Consider the following 25905-nt stretch of genomic DNA (forward strand, 5'->3'; position numbering starts at 1 on the left):
GGATAGCAGGGACTGTTTCGTATGGTTAGTTTATAGCTAAGCTCTCTTTAAGTGTGATCCCAGGATTTTTTTTCATTATAGAACAAGTGTTCTTAAAAATCAAATGTTAAATTTAATATTGGCGGGCATAATCAACGAGATTCAGGGATGGAGTGCCAGTAGATAAATAGGAATTCATATTTTCGGTAAAAATATTTACGATCCGATTAGCGTATTGATCGGTTACGCCAGCGGAATGAGGAGTGATGACTACCTGGTCCATAGTCCAAAGCGGATGATCCTGCGGAAGCGGTTCGGTTTCGAATACATCTAATCCGGCACCTCTAAGCTGCCCGCGGTTCAGTGCATCAATTAGAGCCTCAGTATCCGTAGTTGCACCACGTCCAACGTTAATGTAGTAGGAGCCTTGTTTGAAGGCAGAGAAGATTGCAGTATCGAATAAATGCTTAGTTTCATCGGTAATTGGGAGTATATTGATAATAAAGTCACCTTGGCTCACAGCTTCTGGCAGGTGGTCCGTGGTATACACTTGATCAAAATCAGCGAGTGGCTTGCCTGAGCGACTTACTCCGATCGTCTTCATCCGGAAAGCTTTAGCAATTCTGGCTGTTTCGCTGCCGATGGCTCCAGTCCCGACAATAACGGCTGTCTTACCGAATAACTCACTTTCACTGCCGTCAGAATTCCAGTAGCGGTTCATCTGATTACGAACAGCTGTATGCAAATTACGCGTGAAGAGAAGCATGAAGCCGAAGATTACCGCAGAAATAGGTTCGGCGTGCACTCCGCTCCCGCTAGTTAACAGGATTCCACGTTCCTTAAAACGCTCCAGCGGAAGCTTCTCAATTCCTGCAGACCAGGATTGAACCCAGCGAAGGGGAGAATCTGGACGAAGAAGCGTATCGGCGATGCCTTTGCCCCAACCGATTACGATTTCAGCATCAGCGAGCAGCTGCAAATCCGGATTTTTCCCGTCTCCTTGAGTGAATGTATAACCGGGTGCTGCTGCTTTGACCCTTTCTTGTTGCTCGGCGGTAAGTGGTTGTAAACATACTATGGACTTAGTCATGATGTATTCCTCCTGCTCTACGGTTTGATGAAAATGGATAATGTTATAGGATAAGGATACCAAATCTATAGGAGAAGGTGAAATTGATATGAACGCTAACGTGTCGGATAAAGATTCAGAACGGTTGTTTATTGCTGTGAAATTACCCTCAGCACTTCAACAAGTTGTGGCGGAAGAGTGCTCTAAACTATCTCAAGAGTATCATTTTGCAAAATGGACTCATCCAGCGGATTATCATATTACCCTGCAATTTTTGGGAGACACTCCAAAGACGAAGATCCCGGATTTAATCATGGCGTTGAAGCAGATGGCAGGGCAATGCCGCCCCTTTAAACTATCCTTGGACAAATGGAATACATTTGGTCTTCCAAAGGCTCCAAGAGTGTTATGGGTAGGGGTTTCTGGTGAATTAGAGGAGCTGAATTTACTAGCTGAGAGAGTACACACTGCGACACTTCCATTAGGATTTTCAGCCGAATCTAGGGAGTACAAACCGCATCTCACAGTGGCACGAAAGTACCTTGGAAAAATTTCATTTGATGATAAATTGCTGGAAAACTTACTGAAATTGGATGATGAAAAAAGATCAGAAATCTTTCATAGAGACTGGACGATTGATAGTTTTGTGTTGTATGCTACCAGAATGTATGCCATTCCTATGTATGAAATGATTGAAAATATTACATTTTAAAATCGGTATTTTAGTTTTCAAAGCTTCCGTTTTCGGTTACATACAATAGGAATGTGCCGTGAAATAGGAGGAATATCATGTTAATCTTTAAACAAAACCGCTATATCGCGTTGCTTGTTGGCGTTATACTAGTGTGTTTCTCTGCCATAAGCTTAATGCTACCTAACCAGGTTGCCGAGGGGAAAATAGATAGTGTGCAGATGGATAAGTTGCAATCCACCAGCCGAGCATCGGTAATTAGTTATTTGCAAGAAGAATCAACAGCTAGTAAGACGAGGGGCACTAATAAAGTTTCACAAACGAATAAGCTTTATAACACAGTTAACCTGTTCAGTTCCGCTTGGAAACCAGAGCAGGGTGTAGAATGGCTTAGTAAGAATAAAATAAAGCTACAAAATACATCGCAAGCTTCCATAGTTCGGGTAAAGGCTGATGTAGTACAATCTAGTCCAACTGCGCAGAAAGCGACGCAATTGGCGGAAACAGCAACAAAGAGTGCTCAGACTGTAGTTAAGACAGCCTCAGCATCTCAGAAAAACCCCCTCACAACATTGTACTTCTCTCGGACCGAGCTATTAAGCCAGGAGCAGCAAAGTAAAGCAACCCGGCGCTACGCAGTATCCGAAGAAGAACTGCTTCTGCTACAAAAAATTGTAATGGCAGAGGCGGAAGGTGAACCGTACCAGGGCAAGGTGGCAGTTGCCAACGTTGTTCTGAATAGGCTACGGTCAGCCAATTTCCCCGACACGATATATAAGGTCATTTATCAAAAGCACCAGTTCAGTCCTGTAGCTAACGGGCGTCTTAAACGTGTGAAGCCTAATGATGATAGTATTAAAGCGGTGAATGCTGCGCTTTCTGGCGTGAAAGAAGTTCCCGATGATACTTATTTTTTCCTATCACTTAAGCTTGCGGAGGATCTTACCGTGCATCATTCACAGGAGTATGTTAAGACCATTGGCAATCATACTTTTTATAAATAAATGACCGATTCTGTGAACCTCAGCTATTTATAGGGTAAACTAGACTATATAACCCTGGAGGTGGAACAATTGTCATGAAGATCACTTATTACGGACACTCAGCACTGCTGGTAGAGACAGAGCAAGCGAAAGTTATTATTGACCCTTTTTTGTCAGGAAATCCGAACTCCGGTATTTCACCTGATGACATTACTGTAGATGCTGTTCTGCTGACACACGGTCACTCTGATCATTTTGGAGATGCTGTGCAAATTGCCAAACAGAATGATTGTCCGATCTTTGCTGTTTTTGAGCTTGCAGAATACTGTCGAATGAAGGGTGCCAAGGTTAAACATATGAATATAGGTGGCAGTCATATTTATGGTGCCATTACCGTTAAATATACTCAGGCGTTTCATTCCTCATCGATTCAGGAAGGCGACCTTTGGATTTATGCTGGACAGCCCGCTGGGATTTTATTGACGATAGAGGGGAAGACGGTATTCCATGCAGGTGATACCGCACTGTTCAGCGATCTGCGTCTGATTGGTGAGAGAACTGCGATTGACTTGGCAGCTCTGCCAATAGGCGATATGCTGACCATGGGACCGGATGATGCGCTCCTTGCTGCGCGCTGGCTGCGAGCAGATAAGGTCATACCGCTTCATTACAATACATTTCCGGATATTGCTCAGGATGCTGTGGGTTTTTGTGATCGGCTGCGCCAAGAAGGGGTAGAAGGATTCCCGCTTAAAGCTGGCGAAAGTATAGAAATATAGTAAATCCCGATTACATGTTAACACAAAAAAAGCAGGTATCTAGGGAGTTCCCCGGTTACCTGCTTTTCTTTATGGTGTAATACACACAGCTTCTTCGCCTCGGGCTTGAGCTCTTGCCCCTCTGATGTCAGCTGTTTTGTCTACCGGATTGCCTAACATCTGCAGAACAGTAGTCGCGCAGGTTTGCGGTTGATGCTTATCTGGAGCAAGACGGCGTTTACGCTGCTCTTCGAGAACAGAATACTCATGGAGCATCATAGAGAACCATTTGTCCACTACTTCAGAGTCGAGCACCTCTGCTAGCCCTAGCTCTACGAAATATTGGCAGTTTTTCTCTTCCTGACCTGGAATAGCTTTATAGAAGAGCATTGGAATTCCCTTCGCCTGACCTTCCGTACAGGTCATGCCTCCAGGCTTTGTGATCAGTAGGTCGGAAGCATCCATCAGTTTATTGATTTCACTGGTGTATCCAAGAATCCTGACGTTAGGATGATTGAGTCTTGGATTGGACTTCATTTTGGCTATAAGCTTCTCGTTGCTACCCATACAAAAGATAAGCTGGATGTTATCCATTCTAGCTGTGAGTGAATTCATAATCTCTTTGCCGAACATCAGTCCCCAGCCTCCACCCATTATGAGTACAGTAGGGATATCTGCTAGACATAGTTCCTTACGGAGCTGCGTCTTGTTGGAACGTTCCCAGAACTTTGGATGCACTGGAATGCCGGTGACTGTTACAAGCTCTGGAGCGATCCCACGGCCTGTGAGAATAGATTTGACACGCGGGGTAGAGACGAGATATCGGTTGACCTCAGAATTTACCCAGCTACCGTGTGCATCATAATCTGTAATTAACGTATACAGCGGTACCTCCAATCCGCGACGCTTTAGTCTGGAAATGACAGCGGCTGGAATGGGGTGGGTGCAAATAATCAAATCAGGCTTTAGCTGCTCGATTACTTGTGAGGCATGTGTATAAAAAATCCGGTGAAGTGCCATCTTAGTCAACGGGTTCAATGATTTATGATATTGTGTCTTATACATCATGCCGACCAGCTTGGGCTGGCTGCTAACTGTTTTTCGGTAAGCGGAAAGAATCCATGGGGCGACCATCGGGTTAAGAAATTTACCTAGCTCGATGACTCGGCACTGGACATCCGGATTCAGTAGCTTTATCCCTTCGGCCAGAGCATAGGCTGCTCCTGTGTGGCCCGTACCGAAGCCTTCCGAAAACAGCAGTACTCTTTTCTTTCGCATAAGTTCACCTGCTACTTTCCTTTTCAATAGAAATGCGGAATTTCTTCTAACTTAGATTAGGGAAAACTGTTCTCTACTCACATTATACAAATAAGACGTAAATAGAAAGTTAAAACCCTGCAATAAATAAAAAAATAAAAGATTTTCTAAAGTATTGCAAACTGCTGAGCTACATGTTAAAGTAATGAATGACCAATTGACCGGATTAGTAAAGTGGTCAGAAAGTCGGCGGTAATGATATTTTCTGGAGAAAGGAAGTGGGCACGGGTGGCAGTGGTGGATCGAAGACAGCAGGTACTTCAGGCCGCAGCAAAATCCTTTTCATTATTCGGCTATAAGGCGACTACCATGGATCAGGTTGCAAAGATCGCAAATGTTGGAAAAGGAACCATTTACACCTTTTTTACAAACAAGGAGCAATTGTTTGATGAGATCCTGCGCGATATGATGGTAGAAATGAAGATGATTGCTGATCGCGAGATCAGGCGAGACAGACCTTTCTTTGATAACCTGCATCGTGTGCTGGATGCCCTGCTGGAATTTCGAAGTGAGCAGGAGTTATTCATCAAACTTTCCCAGGAGAGTCGCGAATTCGGAACGCCGCAGGCAGGAGAAGGGCTCGAGAAGATCGAGAACTTAGTTTTAGAATATTTAGAACGGGAGGTGCAACAAGCGCTCCAAAAGGGAGAAATCAAACCTTGCGATCCTAAAATCGTATCTGTAGTCATGTTCAGGTTATATATTGTATTGACTGCTGAACTGAATAAAACACATACTCCCTTGGACAAGGAACAGATTAAGATGTATTTTCATTTGTTTCTCGCCGAAGGATTGGCACAGTAAGCGTTGATTCAGGATAGGGATGGCGTTATCAGATTCGCTTTCCCTTAACAATTTTCAAGCTGTTTTAGGCATTGAAGAAGAGCCGAAAGGCGTTTTTTTTATCCCCTAAATTGACCAAATGGGGAAAACAGTCACTTAGTGTTACGCAATATTTCGTAAACAAAGCATTTTAAAGAGAGCATAAGCTCATAAGGAGAGAACCAGAATGAAATCATTATCCGTATTTACCAAGGATCTTGGCGCAGCCCTGAGAAATCCAAAGGTGCTGATTCCGATGATTGCCATCCTATTTATTCCGGTGATGTATAGCGGATTCTTCCTAAAGGCATTCTGGGATCCGTATGGCAAGATGAATGAATTACCGGTTGCTGTGGTCAACCAAGACGTCGGTGCTAATTATGAAGGAAAACAACTTCAGGCCGGAGATGATCTGGTTGAAGAGCTTAAGGTAACCGATGGCTTTCAATGGAACTTTGTTTCACTAGAAGAAGCGCAAGCAGGAATGAAGGACAATACCTATTATATGGCGATTATTGTTCCAGAAGACTTCTCTGCTAAAGCAACTACGCTTTTGGATGATGAACCACAGCCGGCAAAAATTATTTATGAGCCGAATGAAGGCTACAACTTCTTGGCCGGTCAAATCGGTGGAACGGCTGTAGCAGAAATTAAATCTAAAGTATCCGCTAAGGTAACAGAGGCTTATGTAGATTCTGTGTTCAATCAGATCACTGATGTATCTAAAGGACTCGGTGAAGCGGGAGATGGAGCTAACAAGATCGCCGACGGTGCAGGCAAGCTGGATGACGGCGCATTGAAGCTGAAAGAAAATCTTCTTGTACTGACTGAAGGAACCGGCAAGCTTCAAAATGGTTTAGAACCACTTACTAAAGGTGTATCTGACTTGAATGCAGGTGCTACGGCTCTGCAAACTGGATCTAGTACATTGGCAGGCGGTTTGCAACAATTATCAGACGCTCATACACAGCTTCAAGATGGTGTTGCACAAAGTGCTGCCGGTAGTAAACAGCTTAGTGATGGCTTGCAGCAAGCTGTAACAGGTGCTACACAGCTTCAAGCAGGAACGAAGTCTGCTGTAGATGGTACTACTAAACTACAAGCAGGAACACAATCTTTAGTTGACGGCAGCGCGAAGCTGAAAGAAGGTCTAACCTCTTCCGTTGATGGCAGCGCGAAGCTAGAAGCAGGATTACAGGCTTCCGCAGAAGGCAGCACTAAGGTTACTGAGGGCGCTAAAGCGGTCGCTCAAGGTTTGCAGCAATTGGCACAGGCTAGTCCTGAGTTGGCACAAAATCCAGCCGTACAGAAGCTCCTAGCAGCCAGTGCAGCTGTTGCACAAGGTAGTGAACAACTGCAACAAAGTCAACAACAGTTGGTACAAGGAGCAAGCGCACTTCACAGTGGGCAAGAGCAGCTTGTACAAGGTGCCACTCAGCTGCATGCTGGTTCGCAGCAGGTTGATGCTGGTGTAACTCAATTGCATGACGGAGCAAAGCAATTAAATGCTGGTAGCACTCAGCTCTTGGCAGGACAACAAAAATTAGCACAAGGTGCATCTGCACTTGTAACGGGTGGCGATAAGCTGCAAGCAGGTATGCAACAATTCGGCGCGAAGCTTAGTGAAGCTGCAGCTGGGGGTAGCAAACTTGCTGAGGGTGGTAAAGCTCTCGGAGATGGTACAACGAAATTACTCAGTGGTGTTGGTGAACTAGGCAGCGGTATTGGTGCTGTAGCTGACGGTTCCAAACAATTGGCTGACGGTGCAGGCGAGTTGAAGAATGGGATGGATGATCTGAAATCTGGATCAACAGAACTAGCAACTAAGCTTGGTGAAGCTGCTGAACAAACAGGCAGCGTGAATAAGTCAGATAAAATGATGGAAATGTTCGCACAACCAGTTGTAGTTGAGGATCAAGTTGTAAATCATGTACCGAACTACGGCACAGGGTTTGCTCCTTACTTCTTATCCCTTGGGTTGTTCGTAGGTGCTCTGATTTCTACGATTGTTATTCCAATGCGTGAATCAGCAGTTATTGGCGCTAGCCGCCTGAATCGTTTTATCAGCCGTACGCTTACTTTCTCAATCATGAGCTTTATCCAGTCTATGCTGGCTGCTGTGGTTGTATTGTACGGACTTGGACTAGAAGTACAAAGTGTTCCATTGTTCTTCCTATTTACATTCTTGACTAGTTTAGTGTACACATGGGTAGTTCAATCCATTGTTACTTGGCTGGATCAACCGGGACGTTTTGTTGTTATCGTTATTCTTATTTTCCAATTAACAACTAGTGCCGGAACATTCCCGCTTGAATTGATCCCGAACTGGATGAAATTCTTTAACCCACTGCTTCCAATGACTTACACAGTTAGTGGTCTTAAATCAGTAATTTCTACAGGGGACTTCAGTGCAATGTGGAGTGACGTAGGTGTACTTGCAATCTTCGGTCTTGGATTCCTTGCTCTTACTTTCGCTTACTTCATGACCCGCAGTCGGGACAATGAAGCTGGAATGAAAAGTGAACAAGCTATGACTGTATAATTTGAAAAAAGTATAAAAAAAGCGTCTCCTTCGGGAGGCGCTTTTTTTGAGTTCAAATCATTAAAAACCTTTTTCTTGCAAACATTCATAGGTGATGAAAATCCTTGAAACGCTTTCATTGCATAAGTTCTTATGCGTTCCTTGTGCATAATTATGCAGAGTGAGGTTTTTTTAAACTTTTGTCCACTAAAGCTGTGTCGCAAAAAGAAATGTTAATCAGCATCATAAAAAAGTTTAAATTGCGCTGTTGTCACCTCGGTGATAAAATAATAGCACTAATCTGGCTTGAATAATTATTAAAATTTTAATCTGAAAAATTTTCCTAAGATTACGCCATACTTTATAATAGAAAGGTTGCGTTCGATGAGACACACTGAACTGCCCGGAAAACAGGGCCTGTATGATCCCCAGTTCGAAAAAGATGCTTGCGGCATGGGATTTGTAGCCCATATTAAAGGCAAACCGTCCCATGATATCGTTAGTAACGCTTTGACAATGCTCTTTAACATGGAGCATCGGGGAGGACAAGGTAGCGAACCCAACTCTGGTGACGGAGCAGGTATTATGCTGCAAGTTCCGCACCGTTTCTTTGCAAGTGAAGCTGAGAAGCTAGGCTTTGCATTGCCTGAACAAGGCCATTATGGCGTGGGTATGATTTTTTTATCTCATGATGAAAAGGTTCGGGCTCAACATGAAACTCTCTTAAGCACAATTATTGCTGAAGAAGGTCAGGAAGTACTCGGCTATCGTGATGTACCTACCTATGATGAAATGCTTGGCAAGACAGCGAAAGCTGCTAAGCCTTTTGTGCGCCAAGTGTTTATCGGTCGCTCGTCCTCAGTTACGAACGAATTGTCTTTTGAGCGTAAGCTTTATGTCATCCGCAAGCGTGCAGAGCTTGCGATTCGCTACGGTGGTGTAGAAGAGGCTGAATCCTTCTATATTCCAAGCTTATCATGCCGTAAGATCGTATATAAAGGCATGTTGACTACAGAACAAGTCGGACAATTCTACCTGGATTTGCAGAACGAAGAGCTGGAATCAGCGATCGCGTTAGTTCACTCCCGTTTCAGTACAAATACCTTCCCAAGCTGGGAACGTGCGCATCCCTACCGCTTTATGATCCATAACGGTGAGATTAATACCTTGCGGGGTAATGTGAACTGGATGCATGCTCGCCAGTCGCTGTTCAAGAGTGAAGTGTTCGGCGAAGATTTGAACAAGATCAAACCTGTTATTAACCCGGATGGATCGGACACTGCAATGTTCGATAATACCTTTGAATTTCTGTACTTGAGCGGACGCTCCTTGCCGCAGGTAGCTATGATGATGGTTCCTGAACCATGGAGCAATCATGACAGTATGGACGCTGACAAAAAAGCTTTTTATGAATACCACAGCACTTTGATGGAGCCGTGGGACGGGCCTGCTGCAATGGGCTTTACGGATGGCGTACAAATTGGCGCTATTCTAGACCGTAACGGCTTACGTCCTGCTCGTTATTATGTAACGAAGGACGATATGATTATTCTCTCCTCCGAAGCGGGTGTTCTGGACATTCCAGCAGAGGACATCTTATATAAAGACCGTCTGAAACCTGGACGCATGCTGCTCGTGGATACCAAAGAAGGCCGTATTATCTCCGATGAGGAAGTCAAATCGGCTATCGCCTCCGAGAAGCCTTACCGCCAGTGGCTGGATGAGCATTTGATCAGTCTCGAGGAGCTTCCAGATGCGCCTGAGCTGCCAAATCCTAAGCATGACAATGTGCAGCAGCTACAACAAGCATTCGGCTATACTTTTGAAGACTTGCGCAAGGTGCTTGAGCCAATGGCATCTACCGGTGCTGAAGCTGTCGGTTCCATGGGTTATGATGCACCGCTCGCTGTGCTTTCGGACCGTCCGCAGCGCTTATATAACTATTTCAAGCAAATGTTTGCCCAAGTAACGAATCCTCCAATCGATGCTATTCGTGAAGAGCTGGTTACCTCCACAACAACTACGATTGGTCCTGAGCGTAACTTGCTAAAACCAGAACCAGAAAGTTGTCGCCAAATTTCGCTGCACACACCGATTCTTTCGAATGAAGATTTTGCTAAAATTCGTCATGTTCGCCGTGCGGGCTTCAAGTCGATGTCTATTCCAATTCTTTTCCCAGCGGAGCTCGGTGCAGAAGGAATGCGTATCGCGCTTGAACGTATGAACGAGGCTGCTGATCGCGTTATGGCTAAAGGGCATAACATTCTGATTCTGACGGACCGCGGTGTAGACAGTGAGAATGCTGCGATTCCAGCTCTACTTGCGGTATCGAGTCTGCATCACCATCTAATCCGTCAAGGAACCCGGACAAAAGTTAGTATTTTGCTCGAATCCGGTGAACCTCGTGAAGTCCATCATTATGCACTTCTACTCGGTTATGGTGTGAGTGCAGTCAATCCATATCTGGCATTTGAAAGCCTGGATGATATGATCGGCCAGGGCCTACTGCGTGGAATCTCGCATGAGAAGGCTGTGAAGAACTATATTAAAGCTGCGACTAAGAGCGTAGTTAAGATTCTTTCCAAAATGGGAATTTCGACTATTCAATCCTACCGGGGGGCACAGATCTTTGAAGCTGTGGGTCTGAACTCGGAATTCGTGGATCGTTACTTTACTTGGACACCTTCCCGCATTGGCGGTATTGGCCTAGAGGAAGTGGCAACTGAGGCACTTATTCATCATAACCGTGCTTTCACGGATAAAGACGGAAATGATAAAGTGCTTGATTCCGGTGGTGATTATCAATGGCGAAATGATGGGGAAGAGCATTTGTTCAACCCACAGACGATTCATCTGCTTCAGCACTCTGTGCGTAGTGGAGATTATAAGATGTACAAGAAATATGCTGCACTTGTTCAAGGTGAAAGTGAGAAGCATCTGACGATTCGTTCCTTATTGCAGTTCAAGTCTGCTTATGAACCGATTCCAATAGAAGAAGTAGAACCAGTTGAATCTATTATGAAACGGTTTAAGACAGGCGCGATGTCCTTTGGCTCCATTAGTAAGGAAGCGCATGAGACACTTGCTATTGCAATGAACCGGATTGGTGGTAAGAGTAATACTGGTGAGGGCGGAGAAGACCCAGCCCGTTATATCCCGGATAGCAATGGCGATTCCCGTCGCAGTGCGATTAAACAAGTAGCCTCCGGACGTTTTGGGGTTACCTCGAACTACCTTGTTAACGCTGATGAGATCCAGATTAAGATGGCTCAGGGTGCTAAACCAGGGGAAGGCGGACAGCTTCCAGGTCGTAAAGTTTATCCTTGGGTGGCTGAAGTGCGTGGCTCAACAGCTGGTGTGGGCTTGATTTCTCCTCCACCGCATCATGATATTTATTCGATTGAGGATTTGGCAGAGCTGATCTATGATCTGAAGAATGCAAATCCACGTGCTAACATTAATGTTAAGCTCGTATCTGAAGTCGGAGTAGGTACGATTGCTGCTGGCGTAGCCAAAGGGCGCGCTGATATTATCCTGGTTAGCGGTTATGACGGAGGTACAGGTGCCTCACCGATGAACTCCATCCGTCATGCAGGTCTTCCATGGGAGCTTGGCTTGGCTGAAACGCATCAGACGTTGATGCTGAACAATCTGCGTGACCGTGTTGTTCTGGAAACAGACGGAAAAATGCTTAGCGGACGCGATCTGGCAGTAGCTGTATTACTGGGTGCTGAAGAGTATGGCTTCGCTACTGCTCCACTAGTAGCTGTAGGTTGTATCATGATGCGTGTCTGCCAAATGGATACTTGTCCGGTTGGCGTTGCGACACAAAATCCAGATCTTCGTAAGAACTTTACGGGTGATCCGCAGCATGTGGTTAACTTTATGACCTTCGTGGCGCAGGATTTACGCGAAATTATGGCGAGTCTTGGCTTCCGCACGATTGAAGAGATGGTTGGCCGTACAGATTGCTTAGACGCTGCTCAAGCTTCGCAGCATTGGAAGAAGAAGGGCGTAGATTTGAGCAGTCTGCTGCATACACCTGAAATGCCAGAGGGAAGCACACGCTTCTGCAGTAAACGTCAGAATCATGGTCTGGAAGAGACACTTGATGTCTCCAAACTGCTGGATCTGGCTGCACCTGCACTAGAGTCTGGTACGGCTGTAGAAGCATCGCTGCCGATTACGAACGTTAATCGTGCTGTTGGAACCATCCTTGGCAGCGAGTTGACTCGTAAATACGGGGCATCCGGCTTGCCTGACGATACGATTCGTCTTCATTTCACTGGTTCAGCTGGTCAAAGCTTGGGGGCATTCGTGCCTAAGGGGATCACGCTTACGGTGGAAGGCGATTCCAATGACTACGTTGGTAAAGGACTGTCGGGTGGTAAGATTATTATCAAGCCTTCTCCGAAAGCTACCTTTGCTGCTGAAGACAATATCATTATCGGAAATACTGCATTCTATGGAGCAACAGGCGGAGAAGCTTATATCAGCGGTATCGCTGGTGAGCGCTTTGCCGTTCGTAACTCTGGAGCGAAGGTTGTTGTAGAAGGCGTGGGCGACCACGGCTGTGAATACATGACTGGAGGCCGTGTGGTTGTCCTTGGCGAAACAGGTCGTAACTTTGCGGCTGGGATGTCTGGCGGTATCGCTTATGTCTACGACCCAGATAGATCCTTCGTCGGCCGCTGCAATCTCGAAATGGTACTGCTCGAAAGAGTAGAAGAGCTTGAAGAGATCGAAGAGCTGCGCGGGCTGATTAGCCGTCATGTAGAGCTTACAGGCAGTGAGGCAGGAGCGCGAGTTCTGGATCAGTGGGCAGATTGCTTGCCGAAGTTTGTTCGTGTCATTCCGAAGGATTACAAACGGATGATGGAGCAGATTCGCAAAGTGGAACAAACCGGGTTGACCGGAGAGGCTGCTTTGATGGCTGCATTTGAAGCGAATATGCGTGAGCTTGCACGTGTAGGTGGCTAATTTGTTGCCGCTGAAATAATGAAATATTGAATGAAGTGATATAAGGGACTTGGACTTTTCCGTTTGCGGGAGGCCGGGTCCCTTTTGTTCAAATAGAAATGAACCTACGGTCTAAAGAACGTTAAACTGTTTCCTTTTTGTAATTTTCTGAAAAAAGCTGTATGGTAAACTTGTTTGTAAATGAAAGGAAGTGATACTGTGTCGAGTACAGAGATTTTGTCGGAGCCGGTTGCCCGTTTACAGGGAGTTACTAAAAAAATAGGCTCTAAGACGTTGGTGAGCAATTTAACGCTAGATATCCCACCGGGTCAAATATTCGGTTTTTTGGGACCAAACGGAGCAGGGAAGACGACTACAATACGGATGATGGTAGGATTAATTTCCATTAGCAGTGGGGATGTCCTGATTAGTGGCCATAGTATTAAAAATAATTATAAAGAGGCTATCGCGAGTGTCGGGGCTATTGTAGAAAATCCTGAAATGTACAAGTTCCTGTCCGGGTATCAGAATCTTAAACAATTTGCACGGATGGTACCGGGAGTCAGTAAGCAACGAATTGACGAGGTTGTGGAGCTGGTCGGGCTTGGTCAAAGAATTCATGACAAAGTGAAAACTTATTCCCTAGGTATGCGTCAGAGACTTGGAGTGGCTCAGGCGCTACTAAACCGACCGAAGCTACTGGTTCTAGATGAGCCGACCAATGGACTTGATCCACAAGGCATACGTGAGCTTCGTGACTATCTGCGCCTACTCTGTCGTGAAGAAGGAACAACTGTATTTGTCTCTAGCCATTTACTTTCCGAAATGGAGCTCATGTGTGACAGTGTAGCCATTATTCAGAATGGGCAACTGCTTGAGGTAAAACAGCTAAAAGAGGTAGGCAATGTTACAATGCCTATCGGAGAAACCTTGTTTGAGGTTGACGATGCCGAAGCTGCACTTGCTCTCATAGGACAAGGAACATTTAAGAGCGGTGGACTTGTAGTTGAGGCGGCACGTGAAGATATTGCTGAGTTTAATGCCAGACTAGTGGCTGGCGGGATTAAAGTGTACAGTATCAAATCACTTGCCCGTACGCTAGAGGATCAATTCTTAGAGGTTACAGGAGGTGAAGGAATTGAGTAATTTTACAGCGTTGATACATAATGAGAACATCAAGATATATAGTCGTGCTCGCACATGGATTATGCTGATTATTCTAGCAGTATTTAGTGCGTTTCTTCCGGCTCTTATGTATTTCACAACGGATAACCCTGCATCACGTTTAGGCGTTTGGGACAGCTTCCAAATGATAGTGAGTGTTGTATTCTTCCTGAATACGATCTTCGTTGTTGTTATAGCCGCTGACTCCGTAGCGGGCGAATTTACCTGGGGAACCATAAAAATGCTGCTGATTCGCCCGTGGAGTCGTTCCCAGATCTTGCTCTCAAAATACATTAGCATTGTGTTGTTTAGCTTGCTTTGTACTGCAGTATTGATTGTTTTTGGTTTAGCTGCATCGTTTGTTTTCGCCTCGCCAACTGGAGACACACTGTCTTCAATTGTAGCTTGGAGCCCTGCTGAGTATTCCTTTATGGATCTCCTATGCCGCTATGTCACTCTTTTCTTGACGGTTACGCTTGCTTTTATGATCTCTTCCGTATTCCGTGCAAGTGGATTGGCGATTGGTTTATCTATGTTTATTATGTTTGCCCAAGGTATTTTCGCGGCTTTGCTTAATCCGGATGTGTTCGAATGGGCGAGATATTTAATTTTCACTCATATGGATCTAAGGGTCTACATGGGATCTGATGTTGGTCCAGGTGGTGCTACACTAGGCTTCTCCATTGCTGTGCTGGCAGTGTATTATGTGATATTCTTAGCAGTTTCCTGGTTTGTCTTCCGTAAACGGGACGTTGCTGGATAAAAATCAGGCTTAACCGGCTTCAAGCGTTCCTTCTGCTTTGGAGGAGCGTTTTGCTGCCTTGTCCTTTTTCGTATTACTTTTGAGCTCACCTGCTTGTTCAGAGGTGGGCTGTTCTTGCATGGCGATGGACCCATTAAGCAGGCTGCCCTCCATAATACTGAGTGCTCCTGCAGAAATATTACCGTGTAGCTCGCCGGTACCAGTCATAATGAGCCTACGATCTGCGGTAACATCTCCATATACTTTACCAGCGATAACGATTTCTTCTGCTCTAATACTGGAGCGCACCGTGCCTTCCTCACCTACAGTGACTACACCACTGCATATAATTTCACCGCTAAAGGTACCTTCAATCCGCAGGTTCGTATCGCAATGCACTTTACCCTCGAGCGTACCCCCGTGCCCGATCAGAGAGTCAGTAGACTTGAAAGGGACTCGTTGCTGCCGCTTGTTCCACATGTATATATTCCTCCTAATCATATAGTTATGACATTAATACTTAAGGTTTAACATAATTCAATGGATCCACAGTTTTATTCTGCTTCACTACTTGAAAATGAAGATGAGGTCCTGTGCTGCGACCCGTGTTTCCAAGTAACCCAATCTTCTGGCCTTTGCTAACCTTGTCCCCTGGAGATACAATCATTCCCTTCAGGTGCATATACCAGGTTTCCAGACCGTTCGAATGCTTAATCACGATATATTTGCCTCTTGCGCCCATCTGCTCGGCGGTAACGACCTCTCCATCTAAGGCGGCATATACAGGATCGCCTAAGTTCCCGGCTATATCGACACCCGAATGGAACGCGGATAAGCCCTTAAAGGGATCTGTTCGATAGCCGAAGCTTGAGGAGATGACCCTGGAATCAGTTGGCCAGAGCACTGCCGCATTTAGTCTGGCTTGTTCTGCCTTAGCCTTTTTTGCCTGTTGATTTGCTTGTACTTTATTTTCATGCTCCGCTTGAGTGATGGTCTGCGTAATACTTTCGACCATTTCATCGAGCATACTGTGAATCTCTTCAAAGTCGTCTTTTGTTTCTTCCACCAGATTTAGCGATTCGCTCTGATAGGCCGCGATATATTCTCCGCCTACCTGTGGTGTTATTGCACTTTTAAAGGATGTTTCATTAGGTATGGGTATAGCATTACGGCTTGATAAGCCTAAGGTTGAATTTGAAGCGGTTGAATCAGTTTTTGATTCATTGGTTTCTGCGGCGGAGTCTTTGCTTTTGTTAATCAATGACTGCAGCTCCTGTTCCAGCGCGTTTACACTCTTCAGCTTGTCTTTAATACTGTCTGCCTCTTCTGATAGTTCGCTGACTTGATCACGTAGCTGCATAAGATCTTTATCCTTATCAGCGACCTTCATTTCCATGCGGAGATTGGTTAGTGATAGTGCGGCTGCCTCAGCTTCCAGTTGTGAGATCGACTGCGAGGCATGGAAATGCATAGAGGTGACCAGACTGGAGAGGGACAGGGCTGCTGCTGCCGGCAGGGCGAACGCAAGTGGCTTGGAGATCTGGAGTTGTTTGACGGGGCGCCCGGCATCCCTTACGACGAGCAGCGTAATCCGGTTATGATCTGGCTGACTCTTCATGGCTTCTCCTTTCTGCGGCATATGGCAGCCGCCTTACGATACACGAAGCTAACGACCTTACTTCCATTAGGCTCATCCCGAATTGTCTTACTACTCTATGTATTCCATATCTTTCGGGAACATGACAACGGTTTGTTTGAATAAAGAAAGAGAGTTACGGCAAAACCTGTACTAGAGTCGTCGCAGCGAGTCTATTGCAACTGTTTTATTAATGGAGGAGGTAGTGAATTGAAGACCTTTGCGATAATTCTAAGTCTTTTTATTATACAGATCGCAGTAATTGTATTTATGGAGTTCCGTCGCCCACAAAGAGCTATGGCATGGCTGTTCATTTCATTCTGTTGTCCACCGCTTGGCCTTGCATTCTATTATTTTCTGGGCCGTGATTATAGACAGAATCGAAAATTAAATAAAAGATGTATTTCACTCTTTCGTGAAATTCGTTCGCATGTCTCTGGCAATATTAAGGTAGTAAAGGATGTTACTGAGAGTGGAAACGCTCAGTTTGAGAATAATAAAGGTCTATTGGATTTGCTCTCAAAAATCGCAGAAGGACCGATTACTGGTCACAATAAGAGCAGGGTATTATCTACTGCTAGAGAAGCATATGATGCTATGCTTGAAGCAATGGAAGAGGCGAAAGAACATATACACATGGAATTCTATATTTATCGGGATGATGAAATTGGGGAGCAGTTTCAAGATGTTATGATTCGGAAGGCGCGTCAGGGCGTTAAGGTGCGGTTACTTTGTGATGGTCTGGGCAGCCATCATTTAAGCCGAAGATTCATTCGTGTGTTGAGAAATGCGGGAGTAGAGTTTCACTTTTTTTTACCTCCGATTAGTTCTTTATTGGAGCGTCGTTTTAATTTCCGCAATCATCGGAAGATTCTGGTGGTGGATGGGCTCGTTGGTTTCACGGGTGGAATGAATATAGGGGATGATTATTTGGGGAAGGATCTCAAAATGGGATATTGGCGTGATACCCATCTGCGTCTAGAAGGAGACTCGGTATATTATATTCAGCATGTCTTCTTAAAGGATTGGAGATTGGCCTCTGGCGAAAGTATGAGCCATCCGCGTCTGTTCCCAAAACATGCTTGTGAGGCGCAAGAAGCCGTGCAGATTGTTGGGAGTGGCCCAGATGCTGCAATTGACGCTTCTCAAGAGATGTATTTTGCCGCTTTATGCGCAGCGAAACATCGGATTTGGATCACATCTCCGTATTTTATTCCTGATCCTTCCATCTGCCGGGCTTTGAAAAGCGCAGTACTTCGTGGAGTGGATGTAAGAATTATTATTCCGGCGAAGCCTGATAATATGCTTGTCTATCATGCTTCTTTGTCTTATTTAGAAAATTTACAAGACGCAGGGGTGAAATTCTACCGCTATACGAAAGGATTTATGCATGCCAAGATCATGATTATCGATGAGCTGATCGCTACGGTGGGGAGTGCAAATCTGGATATGCGCAGCTTTTATTCTAACTTTGAATTGACTGCTGTGCTTCTGCATCCGGATGCTATATCTCCACTTGTCAGAGGATTTGAGAAGGATCAAAAGCACAGTGAATTTATTGATCCTGTAAAGTTTAAGGAGAGAGGGAGAATTGTCAAACTCGGTGAAGGGCTGTGTCAGTTGTTATCTCCGCTATTATGACTGGAAAGGGGACTTAATCTGAATTTTTCGAAGGATATATCGTGTTCCATTCATTATTAGGGCTTATTTTGTGATATAATAATTGTATAAGAAGAAATGTAAGAAAGTATAGATAATAATTATACTTCCGAATGTTTCAAAACTATACTGTTAAATTGTAGGGGGAGTTCTATGAATGTGAGTCCACAAATGATTGCCAACGAGGAACAGAGCAAACTCCAGAAGACTGGAACACATAAAATGGCTAAGTTCGCCCAGCGAATGATCATGTTATCCATCGGGGCAGCAATGATGGCCGTTGCACTAGAAATATTCCTCGTACCGAATGAAATGATTGATGGTGGAATTACAGGTATCTCCATTATTTTATCATATCTTTTCGATATTCCTCTGGGGATTTTATTGACGCTGTTAAACCTTCCGTTCTTGTTAATTGGTTATAAGCAAATCGGTAAGACCTTTGCTTTATCTACCTTATATGCAATCATACTTATGTCTATTGGGACTTCATTGTTGCATCATGTGAGTGCCTTTACGGTTGAGCCCATGCTTGCTGCCGTGTTTGGCGGTATTATTCTTGGTGTTGGTGTAGGGTTAGTTGTACGTTTTGGCGGATCTTTAGACGGTACAGAAATCGTTGCTATTCTAGTAGCGAAGAAGCTTCCCTTCTCTGTAGGTGAAGTTGTTATGTTCTTCAACCTGTTCATCTTATCCGGAGCTGGATTTGTGTTCGGTTGGAATAATGCGATGTTCTCACTAATTGCTTATTACATTGCATTCAAGGTAATTGACATTACACTTGAGGGTCTCGATCAGTCGAAATCGGTATGGATTATCAGTGATAAATTCCGGGATATCGGTGAAGCTTTGACGGAGCGTCTTGGACGTGGTGTTACTTATTTAGATGGAGAAGGCGGATTTTCCGGGGAGAACAAGAAAGTGATCTTCGTGGTTATCACCCGTTTGGAAGAAGCTAAGCTTAAATCCATTGTTGAGGATTGGGATTCAGGTGCATTCATCGCAATAGGTAACATTCATGATGTTAAAGGCGGCCGCTTCAAGAAGAAAGCAATTCATTAGTTTAAATTATGTTAGCTTGGCACTTTAGTATTATTATCTGAAAGAAGGTATTTTTACGAATAATGGAGCAATAAATACGGTGAACAAGACTCGATATGCCGTATTCTTATACAATATACCTTCTGTCCTTGAGTGGGACGCCTGATAAGCCCGTAGCGTGAATTGATGCTGCGGGCTTATTGCTGTTTTTGGGGTTTATTATTTGTGGGGTTTACCCCTATGGAAGTTTAGCGATGAGCTGTTGGACAGGCTGCGGCGGCACTTTTTCCAGAAGATCCCCCATACGTTGCAAGCGTTCCTCAATATTGAGCAAATGAAAATCAGTAGGGGATACGTTCTGCCGAACCTCCTCCCAGAGCAATGGTGTGGATACAGTAGCGAGCGGCCTAGCGCGTGGTGTATAAGGTGCAGCTAATGTTTTGCCACTGTAATGCTGGAGGTAGTCAAAATATATTTTATCTCCGCGATTTTTCTTCAGACGCTCTAAGGTGAATAAATTGGGGTGCTTCTCGGTGACATAACGACCGACAAAGTGTCCGATTTTTCGCAATCCGTCAAAAGTAACACCGATCTCGATAGGGACTATGATCTGCACCCCTGTAGCGCCGGAGGTTTTGGGCACAGAAGATAAACCAAGAGAGGTTAAGACCGTCCCTACGATTGCAGTTGCTTCCATGATCCGGGGCTCGACTTCACGTGACGGGTCTAGATCAATCATCCACTCACAAGGCAGCTCGCTGCCTACATAATGCAAAGAAGGGTGAAACTCCAGAGCAGCCAGATTACCCAGCCAGATCAGCTCAGCTAAACCTTGCAGCTTGATATAATTAATATTCTCGTGAACAGCGGTCTGGACAAAGGCCGGCAGAGGATCAGGGGCATTTTTCTGATAAAAGGACATTCCCGAGACACCGTGCGGATAACGAATGACAGTAAGCAGCCGATCGCGGCAATAGCGCAGCAGGTAGGGAGAGAGGGCGGCGAGCTTTTCCAGATAGATCCGTTTTGTAATTCCGCAATCCGGCCATAGCAGCTTCTCTGGGTTGGTGATGGTTATCTCTTGGCCGTCTACGGTAATTGTGCCTTTGATGGCTGCTGGCATCCGGAAACTCCTTTCTGTTATAGGAATGAGGGTATTATGTGCCAGTCTGTTTCTTTTCATGAAAAATATATTTCCAAAGTGTCCCTTTTGGATGATCATAAGAGTTATAAGGTTATACGGTTATGTGAAAGGGGAGTTTGCTGATTTTGGACGGGATAGAACACACCGTCGTTCGGGTACAGGCAGGCGAGGTAGAGTCCTATGCCCTTATCGTCGAAGCTTTTCAAAAACCGATTTACCGCTATTGCAGCCGGCTGCTTGGGAGCCGCACGGAAGCGGAGGATGCGGTGCAGGATATTCTGGTGAAGGCATATCAGCATATAGGCACGTATCGTCCCATCGCGAGCTTTTCTTCCTGGTTATATAAAATTGCCTATCATCATTGCCTCAGTCTGATCCGCAAACGTCAAAGACATTTGAGACTTATGGCGCTTTTTCAACCAGATCCGCCTGCAGAAAGCCCGGAACAGTTGATGGACCGTTACATATTTAACGAACATCTGACTTTTGCTCTCGCGAAGCTGAAGACAGAGGAGCGAAACTTGTTAGTGCTGCGAATCTTTGAGGAACAGAGCTTCCCGGAAATTGCGGAGATCCTCGATAAGAATACGGATGCTGTGAAGAAGAAATACAGGCGAACGATTGCGAAGCTTGGCAAAACGATGAATGCTCAGAAAGGGGGGACGGAATGGTGGGGCAACGAAGCTGTGTTGAAGAGAAAATGATAAAGAAAATGGACGCATTGGGGAACTGCGACGAACTAGATGTAAAAGCAGCAGTTATGAATCGGGTAATGGCAATTCATGATCAACAGAAAACGATGGGCGGAGAAATGACAAATCTCAGAGACGAACGGGAGTCATTCTCAGAGACGGGAGATCCCGTTATGCAGAAGCAAGCGAAGATACTCCCGCATCCATCTAAATTTAGAAAAAGACTTCTCTCAGGGGTCTCCGCAGCTGTATTGCTGGGGATGCTCGGATTTGGTGCCCTTCAGCTGTCTGGACTTGGAGATTTAACGGAACATGGTAGCCAGTCTACAATTGATATCACGCAACCTCCGGATGGAGCTATTACGCTAGTGAACAGCGGAGGGAAGGCTATTGTACAGACGGTGCACTATAATACTCCTATTCCTTCGACCTCTCCTGCGATAGAGAAGTATCTGAGTTTATTGGCGACTTATAAAGAGCAGGTGCTTGCTCACTTGAATGCTGGAGAAATGGCTGCTTATTATGTGAATGATACTGAGTTTACTAAGTTGGCCAAAGGTTTAGGCTATGGAAATCAATTGCAGTTCGCTTTCAGTTCTCCGGTGTATTCTAATCATCAAGATTTCGTGAAAAAATTAAAAGGGACTGGGGATTTCTGGCCCGAGCTGCCTTCCATACTCGCTAATGGTTATGAATTTGAGTACGCCACTTTTAAAGCTGCTCCTCCTTACTGGCCGATAGACAAGGAATATAAAGAAATGCTTGAACAATTTCTAAAAAAAGCAAAGGTCGATAAAACAGGCCAAAAGCTGTTTATGGAGAAGATCGCTGTGAATGCCATAGAGAGTGCTGAGGTTACCTACCATAAGGGGGATCAAACAATTGAACTATCCTTAAATCAGAGCGCCTATATGGGTGGTATATCGCAAGTGTCTATCTTGGAAGGTCAGACTGCCGAAAAATGGTCTATGACAGGTACTGGTAAAGAAGCAGTTTTTATCGCAGCGAGTACAGAGAAGGGGGAGCAGACTTGGTCTTCCCGGAATCTTTTGTATTGGTATGATGAAGCCAGCCAGACGATTCGTAGTCTAAATGATGGACTGAATGAGAGTTTAACCCGTGAACAATGGCAAGTGATTGCTAACAGTTTTATTCGCTAGCTACTGTTGTTCTATTCGTACAATATGAGAAGCTGTCTCAAAAGTAGTGAAATCTACTTGGGAGGCAGCTTTTTTTATGGAATAGGAAAAGTAATGGATTTTACTGTACCATGTGACAATATGCCACGCGTAGTGTTCTATGCTACTGGTTGGGGCGGTGGGCGATGTGCTATGTATGATTTACTTGCGGCTTGCAGTAGATGATTTGTGGATTACTGATATATGTGACGGTGGACTATGGGCGATACGTTCTGTGTCTATGCAATGTATAGAGTCCTTTAAATTAATTAGGGAAAAACTCCCTAAAAATAACCGATATTCGCTCTAAATGAACGGAATCAGGGAATTCCTCCCTAATAATCATAGGAATTTCTTTATTCGTTGCCGAATAGGCCAAATTTCAGGGAAGTTTTCCCTAATTATAAGTCCGATGAACAGAAATTTCTGAATTTTAGGGAGAAATTCCCAATTACTCTATAGGTGCTTCACATATTGCATCCCTTGGCGCGTCACTTGTAATGTTAAGAACAAAAAAAGAGGCTGTCCCAAAAGCCATGATGGTTGCTTGGAGCGGCTTCTTTTTTTTGTAAGAAAATGTCCCTTTTTCTCATGCTGGAGTGTTATAGAAGTGTAATTAGAAGGAGGTGATTTAGAAATTGAAGCTAAATGATGAACTCAAAAAAACACTGATCGTGCTCTCGGCAGCAACCTTGTTAGGAACAGGAGTAGTTGTGAGTGGGGGTGCGTCTGGCTTGTCCCTTTCGGTCGCAGCTGCCTCTGGACAGCAGACTGCAGTACCAACCGATCAGAAGCTCCAGAAGGAACTGCAGACCCTGGTTGGGGGATTGAAGGAAGGTACGTACTTGGCCTACTACGTACGTGACAAAGTCTCTAACCCTCAGGATACGATCAGCTTCTCTGGCAAAGGATTTGTCTTTAAAGACTACAAATCCTTTGCTGCTAAATTCAAAGCGTTGAAGGGCCCGGCTACTCCACAGCCCGGAAATCTTCCTAAGGGCTTCGCTCTGGCGACAGCCATTATTTATCCACCGTCTGTAGCAAACGATTCAGAGCTGTATTTACAATTAGAGCAGGAACTAAAGGCAGCGGCGGCAGGTGATCCCAAGAATCAGTTGTTTAGCAAGATCATCAGTTGGAGCCAAACGAACTTGTCTATGCAGCTGTATGCCAAAGGAAAGGCCAGTTTTAGCATTGTAACTGGAGTGCCGCCTGCCAAACTCCCCGAAGGTGCGGTCCCTTTTGTACGAGCTTCGGAAACTAAGAAAGAACTGACGGTCAACGGGAGGAAAGTAATTCTTACAACCGATTCGGCTAAAGATGCAAGCTTCAACACTAAGCTAGTGTGGCTGGATAAATCAGGCGCGATACAATATACCCTTTCAGACAATCGGGTCAGTAAGCTGACGACAAATGAAATGTTGGCTGTAGCTAAAAGCATGATCAAATAACCAAGAAGTTAAAGGAGGATATTATAAAGATGATTAAAAAAAGTGCGGCCATCACGGGTTTGAGCCTGCTAGTGTTAATGAGCGCGGTAAGTGGAACGGCAGGCGCAGTGCCTGCAGGGAGTAATAATAAAAGCAAAGCTACTGCACCCATTGAACAGAACACGCCGGTATCGCCTACGATTGAAGCTTTGATTGCCAAAGAAAATATAGTTCCCTTAAAAGCGGGCGAAGTTAAAGTCCTTTATGTAAACGACAAGAAATCTAATCCAGATGAAACCTTGAGTATAAGATATATGCCGTACAGATTCAGTTCTACAAATGAAGCGGCGCAGAAGTTATCCTCATTAAGCGGAAAGTCACTCTTGATACCAGTTTCGCTCCCGGAGGATTATAAGCTGCAGGATGTCGTTTTAAATCCAGTGCTTCCGAAGTTTTTCAGTGTAGAGTATAAAGCCCTCAGAGATCAGGTAAAAGCTAAAGCACAAGCTGCTGGTAAAAAAGTGATTTCACAAAGCTTTAAGTGGAGTGATACAGAAACCTCTATCACTTATCTACGAAATGGGGAGAGATTAAATTTAAAATCAGCTCCAGCATATACGCTTCCGGAAGGGGTTACTTTAGCGCAGCTGCCTGGTGACCAGGATGAAAATTTGACCATCAACGGGGTTGAAGCAGTCTACACGGTGTTTGGTCCTCACCATGGAGATCTAAAAGTTCAGCTTGTATGGTCCAGTGCGGATGGAAGTATTGATTATACGCTGACGAATACGAAAAATACTGCGCAGACTAAAGCAGAGCTGGAGGCTATTGTGACGACTCTTACAGCGCAATAAGAAACGTCCTCTCGATAAGTGAAGTGCACCCCTTAGAATAGACATTGGAAAAAACCCCTGGTTTATCCGATGAAATTCTAGGGGGTGCATTTTTATGGCGATTAAAGGACAGAAGTTTAAAAATTACTCAGATGAGATTAAAAAAGAGGCCATTCGTTTACATGTGGAGGAAAGATGGACTTATCGGAAAATTACGGAGCATTTTGAGATACAAGATCAAGGACGGGTAAAGAGATGGATGAAGAAATACCGAGAGCTAGGGGAATTTGGGCTACTAGATCAACGGGGGCGTCGTATTGAATATATCGATCAAGATAGGTATGTTCAAAAGCTCAAACGGGAAAATGAAATGCTAAAAAAGTGTTTGGAAATCTGGATGCAGGAGGTGAAACGCACAAATATAGAGTCATTGAGAACGCTGCAAAAGAGTATGCCGTTAGCAACCTGTGTAAACTCTTTAGGGTCTCTAGAAGTGGATACTACGCTTTCATGAAGCGCAAAGGAACAGATCGGGATCAGGAAGCAAAGGCGCTCATTCAGAAGGTCTATGAAAGGTATGAAGGAGTCTACGGTTATCGCCAAATTCAATTGTTCTTGCTACAAGACCACGGGGTTTGGATGAATCATAAGAAGGTACTCAGAATTATGCGGGATTTAGGCATTCGTTCGAGGATCCGCCGAAAACATCGTTGTAATTATGCTACTTCTGAAGGAGACCGTGTGGCGAAAAATATTTTGAAACGGGATTTCAAAGCGGATGCTCCCAACCAAAAATGGGTGACAGACATTACGCAATATCGTGTAGGCGAAAAGTGGCTCTATCTTTCTGCGATTAAAGATTTATTCAATAACGAAATTATCGCTTATCAAATGAGCGCTAGGAACGACAACGAACTGGTTCTCCGGACCTTTGAGCAGGCGTGGAGTCAGCAAAAAGACGTGACTGGACTGATCGTTCACAGCGATCAGGGATTCCAATACACGTCTCATGCATACCACGACATGCTGCCAAAGGTTGGGGCCCGAATCAGCATGTCTCGCCGAGGCAATTGTTATGACAACGCCTCTATGGAGAGCTTCTTCTCGCATCTCAAAACGGAAGGACTCTATCCTTATGATATCCGAAATATGGATGAGGCACAAAGGAAAATTGAAGATTACATTCGATTTTATAACCAACATCGGCCACAACGAAGGTTAAATAAGCTGCCTCCGGTAGAGTACCGGAAACAGCTTATTGCCTAGGGTCTTTTTTCAGTGTCTATA

The 25905-nt window shown here is 44.8% G+C and carries 21 protein-coding genes; 16 read left to right on the forward strand and 5 right to left on the reverse strand.

Annotated elements, in window-relative coordinates; all coding sequences use genetic code 11:
* Nucleotides 1-112: 112 nt before the first annotated feature.
* Nucleotides 113-1069, reverse strand: coding sequence for a D-2-hydroxyacid dehydrogenase (locus tag R50345_RS04600; RefSeq protein ID WP_042124481.1), 957 nt, complete (start codon nucleotides 1067-1069; stop codon nucleotides 113-115).
* Nucleotides 1070-1157: 88 nt separating this feature from the next.
* Here R50345_RS04600 and thpR point away from each other — a divergent pair, with 88 nt between their 5' ends.
* The 3 genes from thpR to R50345_RS04615 all read left to right on the forward strand — a co-directional run bounded on the left by thpR (nucleotide 1158) and on the right by R50345_RS04615 (nucleotide 3501).
* Nucleotides 1158-1760 carry an RNA 2',3'-cyclic phosphodiesterase gene (thpR, locus tag R50345_RS04605; RefSeq protein ID WP_042124483.1) on the forward strand — a complete coding sequence of 201 codons (603 nt, stop codon included), beginning with the start codon at nucleotides 1158-1160 and terminating at the stop codon, nucleotides 1758-1760.
* 77 nt (nucleotides 1761-1837) lie between these two features.
* A complete protein-coding gene (locus tag R50345_RS04610; RefSeq protein WP_042124484.1) occupies nucleotides 1838-2743 on the forward strand; it encodes a cell wall hydrolase in 906 nt (301 codons plus the stop codon).
* A gap of 74 nt (nucleotides 2744-2817) precedes the next feature.
* Nucleotides 2818-3501, forward strand: a complete 684-nt coding sequence (locus R50345_RS04615) for a metal-dependent hydrolase (protein ID WP_042124486.1) — start codon at nucleotides 2818-2820, stop codon at nucleotides 3499-3501.
* Nucleotides 3502-3570: 69 nt separating this feature from the next.
* Here R50345_RS04615 and R50345_RS04620 read toward each other — a convergent pair whose 3' ends face one another.
* Nucleotides 3571-4758 carry a UDP-N-acetylglucosamine--LPS N-acetylglucosamine transferase gene (locus R50345_RS04620; RefSeq protein ID WP_042124488.1) on the reverse strand — a complete coding sequence of 396 codons (1188 nt, stop codon included), beginning with the start codon at nucleotides 4756-4758 and terminating at the stop codon, nucleotides 3571-3573.
* Nucleotides 4759-5025: 267 nt separating this feature from the next.
* Between R50345_RS04620 and R50345_RS04625 the strand changes: the two genes are divergently transcribed.
* From R50345_RS04625 to R50345_RS04645, 5 genes are all read left to right on the forward strand, one after another.
* Nucleotides 5026-5601 carry a TetR/AcrR family transcriptional regulator gene (locus R50345_RS04625; protein ID WP_094871433.1) on the forward strand — a complete coding sequence of 192 codons (576 nt, stop codon included), beginning with the start codon at nucleotides 5026-5028 and terminating at the stop codon, nucleotides 5599-5601.
* 205 nt (nucleotides 5602-5806) lie between these two features.
* The gene (locus R50345_RS04630) at nucleotides 5807-8161 is read left to right on the forward strand and encodes a YhgE/Pip domain-containing protein (protein WP_042124492.1); all 2355 of its coding nucleotides are present in this window, start codon (nucleotides 5807-5809) and stop codon (nucleotides 8159-8161) included.
* 363 nt (nucleotides 8162-8524) lie between these two features.
* Nucleotides 8525-13120, forward strand: coding sequence for a glutamate synthase large subunit (gene gltB, locus R50345_RS04635; RefSeq protein ID WP_042124494.1), 4596 nt, complete (start codon nucleotides 8525-8527; stop codon nucleotides 13118-13120).
* A gap of 213 nt (nucleotides 13121-13333) precedes the next feature.
* Entirely contained in the window at nucleotides 13334-14245 is a 912-nt protein-coding gene (locus R50345_RS04640; RefSeq protein WP_231574220.1) for an ABC transporter ATP-binding protein, read from the forward strand.
* The gene (locus R50345_RS04645; protein WP_042124498.1) at nucleotides 14238-15026 is read left to right on the forward strand and encodes an ABC transporter permease; all 789 of its coding nucleotides are present in this window, start codon (nucleotides 14238-14240) and stop codon (nucleotides 15024-15026) included. Before R50345_RS04640 ends, R50345_RS04645 begins: the two co-directional genes overlap by 8 nt.
* 9 nt (nucleotides 15027-15035) lie before the next feature.
* Here R50345_RS04645 and R50345_RS04650 read toward each other — a convergent pair whose 3' ends face one another.
* Together R50345_RS04650 and R50345_RS04655 are read right to left on the reverse strand one after the other, a co-directional pair.
* The gene (locus tag R50345_RS04650; RefSeq protein WP_042124500.1) at nucleotides 15036-15485 is read right to left on the reverse strand and encodes a bactofilin family protein; all 450 of its coding nucleotides are present in this window, start codon (nucleotides 15483-15485) and stop codon (nucleotides 15036-15038) included.
* A 40-nt stretch (nucleotides 15486-15525) separates the two neighbouring features.
* Nucleotides 15526-16644, reverse strand: coding sequence for a M23 family metallopeptidase (locus tag R50345_RS04655; protein ID WP_052414465.1), 1119 nt, complete (start codon nucleotides 16642-16644; stop codon nucleotides 15526-15528).
* 207 nt (nucleotides 16645-16851) lie between these two features.
* Here R50345_RS04655 and cls point away from each other — a divergent pair, with 207 nt between their 5' ends.
* A complete protein-coding gene (gene cls / locus R50345_RS04660) occupies nucleotides 16852-18282 on the forward strand; it encodes a cardiolipin synthase (protein WP_081953996.1) in 1431 nt (476 codons plus the stop codon).
* Between the two features lie 240 nt (nucleotides 18283-18522).
* Nucleotides 18523-19362, forward strand: a complete 840-nt coding sequence (locus R50345_RS04665; protein WP_231574223.1) for a YitT family protein — start codon at nucleotides 18523-18525, stop codon at nucleotides 19360-19362.
* A gap of 217 nt (nucleotides 19363-19579) precedes the next feature.
* Here R50345_RS04665 and ligD read toward each other — a convergent pair whose 3' ends face one another.
* Complete coding sequence (gene ligD, locus R50345_RS04670; RefSeq protein WP_042124503.1) at nucleotides 19580-20464, reverse strand: non-homologous end-joining DNA ligase; 885 nt, start codon at nucleotides 20462-20464, stop codon at nucleotides 19580-19582.
* A gap of 146 nt (nucleotides 20465-20610) precedes the next feature.
* Between ligD and R50345_RS04675 the strand changes: the two genes are divergently transcribed.
* The 6 genes from R50345_RS04675 to R50345_RS04700 all read left to right on the forward strand — a co-directional run bounded on the left by R50345_RS04675 (nucleotide 20611) and on the right by R50345_RS04700 (nucleotide 25884).
* A complete protein-coding gene (locus R50345_RS04675; RefSeq protein ID WP_052414466.1) occupies nucleotides 20611-21189 on the forward strand; it encodes an RNA polymerase sigma factor in 579 nt (192 codons plus the stop codon).
* On the forward strand, nucleotides 21153-22337 hold the full coding sequence (locus R50345_RS04680; protein WP_042124504.1) for a hypothetical protein: 1185 nt from the start codon (nucleotides 21153-21155) through the stop codon (nucleotides 22335-22337). Before R50345_RS04675 ends, R50345_RS04680 begins: the two co-directional genes overlap by 37 nt.
* A gap of 656 nt (nucleotides 22338-22993) precedes the next feature.
* Complete coding sequence (locus tag R50345_RS04685) at nucleotides 22994-23806, forward strand: hypothetical protein (protein WP_042124505.1); 813 nt, start codon at nucleotides 22994-22996, stop codon at nucleotides 23804-23806.
* A gap of 29 nt (nucleotides 23807-23835) precedes the next feature.
* A complete protein-coding gene (locus R50345_RS04690; RefSeq protein ID WP_042124506.1) occupies nucleotides 23836-24639 on the forward strand; it encodes a hypothetical protein in 804 nt (267 codons plus the stop codon).
* Between the two features lie 94 nt (nucleotides 24640-24733).
* Entirely contained in the window at nucleotides 24734-25132 is a 399-nt protein-coding gene (locus R50345_RS31810) for a helix-turn-helix domain-containing protein (RefSeq protein WP_042123336.1), read from the forward strand.
* Complete coding sequence (locus R50345_RS04700; RefSeq protein ID WP_231574225.1) at nucleotides 25084-25884, forward strand: IS3 family transposase; 801 nt, start codon at nucleotides 25084-25086, stop codon at nucleotides 25882-25884. Before R50345_RS31810 ends, R50345_RS04700 begins: the two co-directional genes overlap by 49 nt.
* The last annotated feature ends 21 nt before the right edge of the window (nucleotides 25885-25905 follow it).

The sequence above is a fragment of the Paenibacillus sp. FSL R5-0345 genome, assembly GCF_000758585.1.
GTDB lineage: Bacteria > Bacillota > Bacilli > Paenibacillales > Paenibacillaceae > Paenibacillus_AQ.

What these genes read in the sequence shown, in the direction of transcription:
- R50345_RS31810 (WP_042123336.1), top strand. Translation starts at nt 24,734, where the DNA reads ATGGCGATTAAAGGACAGAAGTTTAAAAATTACTCAGATGAGATTAAA.
- R50345_RS04650 (WP_042124500.1), bottom strand. Translation starts at nt 15,485, where the DNA reads ATGTGGAACAAGCGGCAGCAACGAGTCCCTTTCAAGTCTACTGACTCT.
- gltB (WP_042124494.1), top strand. Translation starts at nt 8,525, where the DNA reads ATGAGACACACTGAACTGCCCGGAAAACAGGGCCTGTATGATCCCCAG.
- R50345_RS04615 (WP_042124486.1), top strand. Translation starts at nt 2,818, where the DNA reads ATGAAGATCACTTATTACGGACACTCAGCACTGCTGGTAGAGACAGAG.
- R50345_RS04655 (WP_052414465.1), bottom strand. Translation starts at nt 16,644, where the DNA reads ATGCCGCAGAAAGGAGAAGCCATGAAGAGTCAGCCAGATCATAACCGG.
- R50345_RS04610 (WP_042124484.1), top strand. Translation starts at nt 1,838, where the DNA reads ATGTTAATCTTTAAACAAAACCGCTATATCGCGTTGCTTGTTGGCGTT.
- R50345_RS04630 (WP_042124492.1), top strand. Translation starts at nt 5,807, where the DNA reads ATGAAATCATTATCCGTATTTACCAAGGATCTTGGCGCAGCCCTGAGA.
- R50345_RS04620 (WP_042124488.1), bottom strand. Translation starts at nt 4,758, where the DNA reads ATGCGAAAGAAAAGAGTACTGCTGTTTTCGGAAGGCTTCGGTACGGGC.
- R50345_RS04680 (WP_042124504.1), top strand. Translation starts at nt 21,153, where the DNA reads ATGGTGGGGCAACGAAGCTGTGTTGAAGAGAAAATGATAAAGAAAATG.
- R50345_RS04665 (WP_231574223.1), top strand. Translation starts at nt 18,523, where the DNA reads ATGGCTAAGTTCGCCCAGCGAATGATCATGTTATCCATCGGGGCAGCA.
- R50345_RS04690 (WP_042124506.1), top strand. Translation starts at nt 23,836, where the DNA reads ATGATTAAAAAAAGTGCGGCCATCACGGGTTTGAGCCTGCTAGTGTTA.
- R50345_RS04600 (WP_042124481.1), bottom strand. Translation starts at nt 1,069, where the DNA reads ATGACTAAGTCCATAGTATGTTTACAACCACTTACCGCCGAGCAACAA.
- ligD (WP_042124503.1), bottom strand. Translation starts at nt 20,464, where the DNA reads ATGCCAGCAGCCATCAAAGGCACAATTACCGTAGACGGCCAAGAGATA.
- thpR (WP_042124483.1), top strand. Translation starts at nt 1,158, where the DNA reads ATGAACGCTAACGTGTCGGATAAAGATTCAGAACGGTTGTTTATTGCT.